Source organism: Paenibacillus ihuae, assembly GCF_001368795.1.
GTDB lineage: Bacteria > Bacillota > Bacilli > Paenibacillales > Paenibacillaceae > Paenibacillus_AQ > Paenibacillus_AQ ihuae.
The window spans coordinates 32,306-35,154 of record NZ_LN831200.1; the positions used below are offsets into that span (position 1 = coordinate 32,306).

General features: G+C 50.4%; 1 protein-coding gene and 1 pseudogene. One reads left to right on the forward strand and one right to left on the reverse strand.

Annotation, left to right across the window (positions count from 1 at the left end):
• Window positions 1-1,002, reverse strand: a pseudogene (locus AQR02_RS33160) (hypothetical protein); the annotation flags it as partial.
• 516 nt (window positions 1,003-1,518) lie between these two features.
• Here AQR02_RS33160 and AQR02_RS22765 point away from each other — a divergent pair.
• Window positions 1,519-2,757, forward strand: a complete 1,239-nt coding sequence (locus tag AQR02_RS22765) for a GGDEF domain-containing protein (protein ID WP_054942983.1) — start codon at window positions 1,519-1,521, stop codon at window positions 2,755-2,757.
• Window positions 2,758-2,849: the final 92 nt, after the last annotated feature.

The following is a 2,849-nucleotide window of genomic DNA, read 5'->3' on the forward strand; positions in this document are numbered from 1 at the left end:
CGCCTCCGGTGAATGAAAGACTTCATTCTCCTTGTATTCGGCCGCCTCGGGGAGCACCTCTTCTTCATCCTGGGCCTGAACCTCAGGCGGAGCATTATCCTCTGCTTCGGCAGCAACTGAAGAAGGCTCTTCCCGGTTAAGCGTATAATTCTCTGCCACAGCTGTATCTTCTTCAAAAGCAGTCACTGGTGCAGCAGCAGGTATAACAGCATCTGCGAACGCACTGCCTGACACCTGCGCTAATTCCGGAGAGTTAAGCGTATTCGCAGCTTCCGCCTTCTCCCGCGCACCAAAAAAGTGTCCGGAAAGCGGCTCTGCATTGCCTTTATGAGAATCAAAGCTATGCGTCCGCAGCTTCGCTTCTTTGTCCTTCTGCAGCTGTGCTGAGGAGGTAGCAGGCTGAGTGTAGACGGAGCCTTCCACGAAAAGCGGATTAACTGCAGCTTCCGCTGTAAAAACAGCATTCTCGTGTTCATCTGCCGGGGCTTCAGCTGCACCTTCGCCGTAGGTCCACAACGAATTTTCATACAGGGCATCGTTATCATGCTCACGGGGTTCAGCCGGTGCATCACTTCCCCGGCCTTCTTGCTCCGGAGAATAAGCAACTGTGTACTCTTCCTGCTGCCAGGCGGGCCCAGGTTCCGTTCCGCCGATTCCCCGCAGGGAGAGCACGCCTGTTATGTTGACAGTACGCATTGTAAGCAGGTCAACATCGAAATTCTCGATCTCCACCCCAATGTCTTCAAGTGAACTGACTCGGGTCAGCGGAACTGTGATTTCAACGGGAATGGCATGCTCCAGACGCTCGGTCCGGTCATTTTCTCCCCGGTAAAGTCCGGTGAGCAGCAGCTGGCCGTAGAGCTCAGCCCGGTCCTCCCGCTGAATCACCTGAATATCCGGAATCAGCTCCACCTCTTCCAGCTCAGCTATTCCCGGAAGTTCTGCAGGTAGGTGGATGCGTTCATAAATATCAAACCGCAAGCCGTGGGACTGGTCAAACACGGGAAATATCCTCCTTCTTGGCATAATCTAACTCTGAGACAAGCCCAGAGCATAAGCCCAAAATGTTACTCCACTCATGTATATGCTTTAATCAGAAAGGCATGACTATTTTGGACACAACAGCATAAGTCACGGGTTATTTCACTTACCGGAGAGGATGCTGGCGGTGAGACTGAGGATATCTGCAGGAAAAATGCCGGGAATAGGCCGGGCTTTCCGTTTGATCAAATGCAAATGCAATACACCGGCAGCTGCGCCTGGCTGCAGCTTTCTCGTTCAGCAGATATAAGGTATTGCTCTCCTCACGGCTGCCCTATTCTCATGAATCCTTCTCTCCGGCAAATAGAATTCACTAATGAACAAAGTATTATATGACCGGCCCCGGTTCCCCGACATGGGTGAGAGTCTCTTTTGTACAACGAAGAAAATAGCCTGTAAATTTTCAAAATATATTTTTATCACGCCTCAACATTTCGGGTATAATCGGTATAACTCTGGAAAGGAAGTCAGGCGATGATGTCAAAAGCACGAATTTTCGATTTGTCACTGTTTGTTGCTGCTGTAGGCATAGCACTCGGGACGCATCCCGGTGTAGCCTTGAACTATACATATCTCAAAGCGATGCTGCTGTACTGGGTATTCGCCAGCTTTTATTTCCAGCTGCGCATTGTGACCCGGAGCGGAAACTCGACCATTGACTACGCTATTAGCTACACTTCCTCCTTTGGTATTTTTGCCGGCCCGCTGGGTACGCTGATCTATGAGATTTGTTACCGGTTTACCGTATTTATCTATAAAAAGAAAACCAGAACCGCTGATCCCGGCGAGTTCCTGGATACCTTCTACAATATCGGTTCCTTCACGCTTGGCGGTACTGCCGGCTATTATCTGTACACGCTGCTCCACCCGGTTGCTGAGCATTTCCCCGCCGGATACTGGCTGCTGTTCCTGCTGGTGGTCTGTGTCACAACCCTTATGTCCTCCGGTTTTCTGGTGATCACCTTTGCACTTTCAGGGGATATAAAGACGCGGAAAGAGGCGCTGAATCTGCTGTTCAAGAGCAGGAATCTGCTCGACTTCAGCAAAGTCGCACTAACCAATGCCCTGCTGCTGCGCCTGCTGCAAATGGAGAAATGGGAAATGCTGATCGCTCTTTTCCTGCTGAATTACATCGTCAGCCTCTCCTTCTTCTCGAAGTCGCAGAGCGCCCAGCATAAATTCGAACGGGACAAATTCGAGCAGATGGCTTACCAGGATTTTTTGACCGGCAGCTTCAACCGTGCCCATATGGACAAAATGATGAAAGAGCTTGACCAGAGCGGCGAATGCATCGGCATCGTGGTGGCAGACATCGACCGGTTCAAAAAAATCAACGACACCTATAATCATGCCGTCGGCGACAAAGTAATCATCGATTTTGCAGACACCCTGAAATCGCATTTGCAGGAGGAAGATATTCTCTTCCGCAGCGGAGGAGAAGAGTTCACCCTGTTCCTGAGAAATAAATCGTTCGGGGAGTGCCGGTCCATAATTGAAGAAATACTGAATGATATTGCAGAGCATTCCGCTACGGCGGAGTATGAGGACCAGATGATCAAAGTCAGGTATTCAGCTTCCTTCGGCCTCTATTACTACAAGACAGATCAGAGCAGCACCTCTATGCAAAAAGGTTATGTCTGCGCTGATCAGCTGCTGCTGGAGTCCAAAAAACTCGGCAGAAACCGGCTTACGCACAAAAATGAGCTGGCCGATTAATGCAAAGGCAGAAATCAGACAAAGAGCCGTTTCACCGGATAGTCCGGCTGAAACGGCTCTTTGCGTAGCCGGAGCGCAGAGAGAGGGCAGCT

Bases quoted from the DNA above. Each gene is read 5' to 3' on its own strand.
- AQR02_RS22765 (WP_054942983.1), top strand. From the start codon at position 1,519: ATGTCAAAAGCACGAATTTTCGATTTGTCACTGTTTGTTGCTGCTGTA.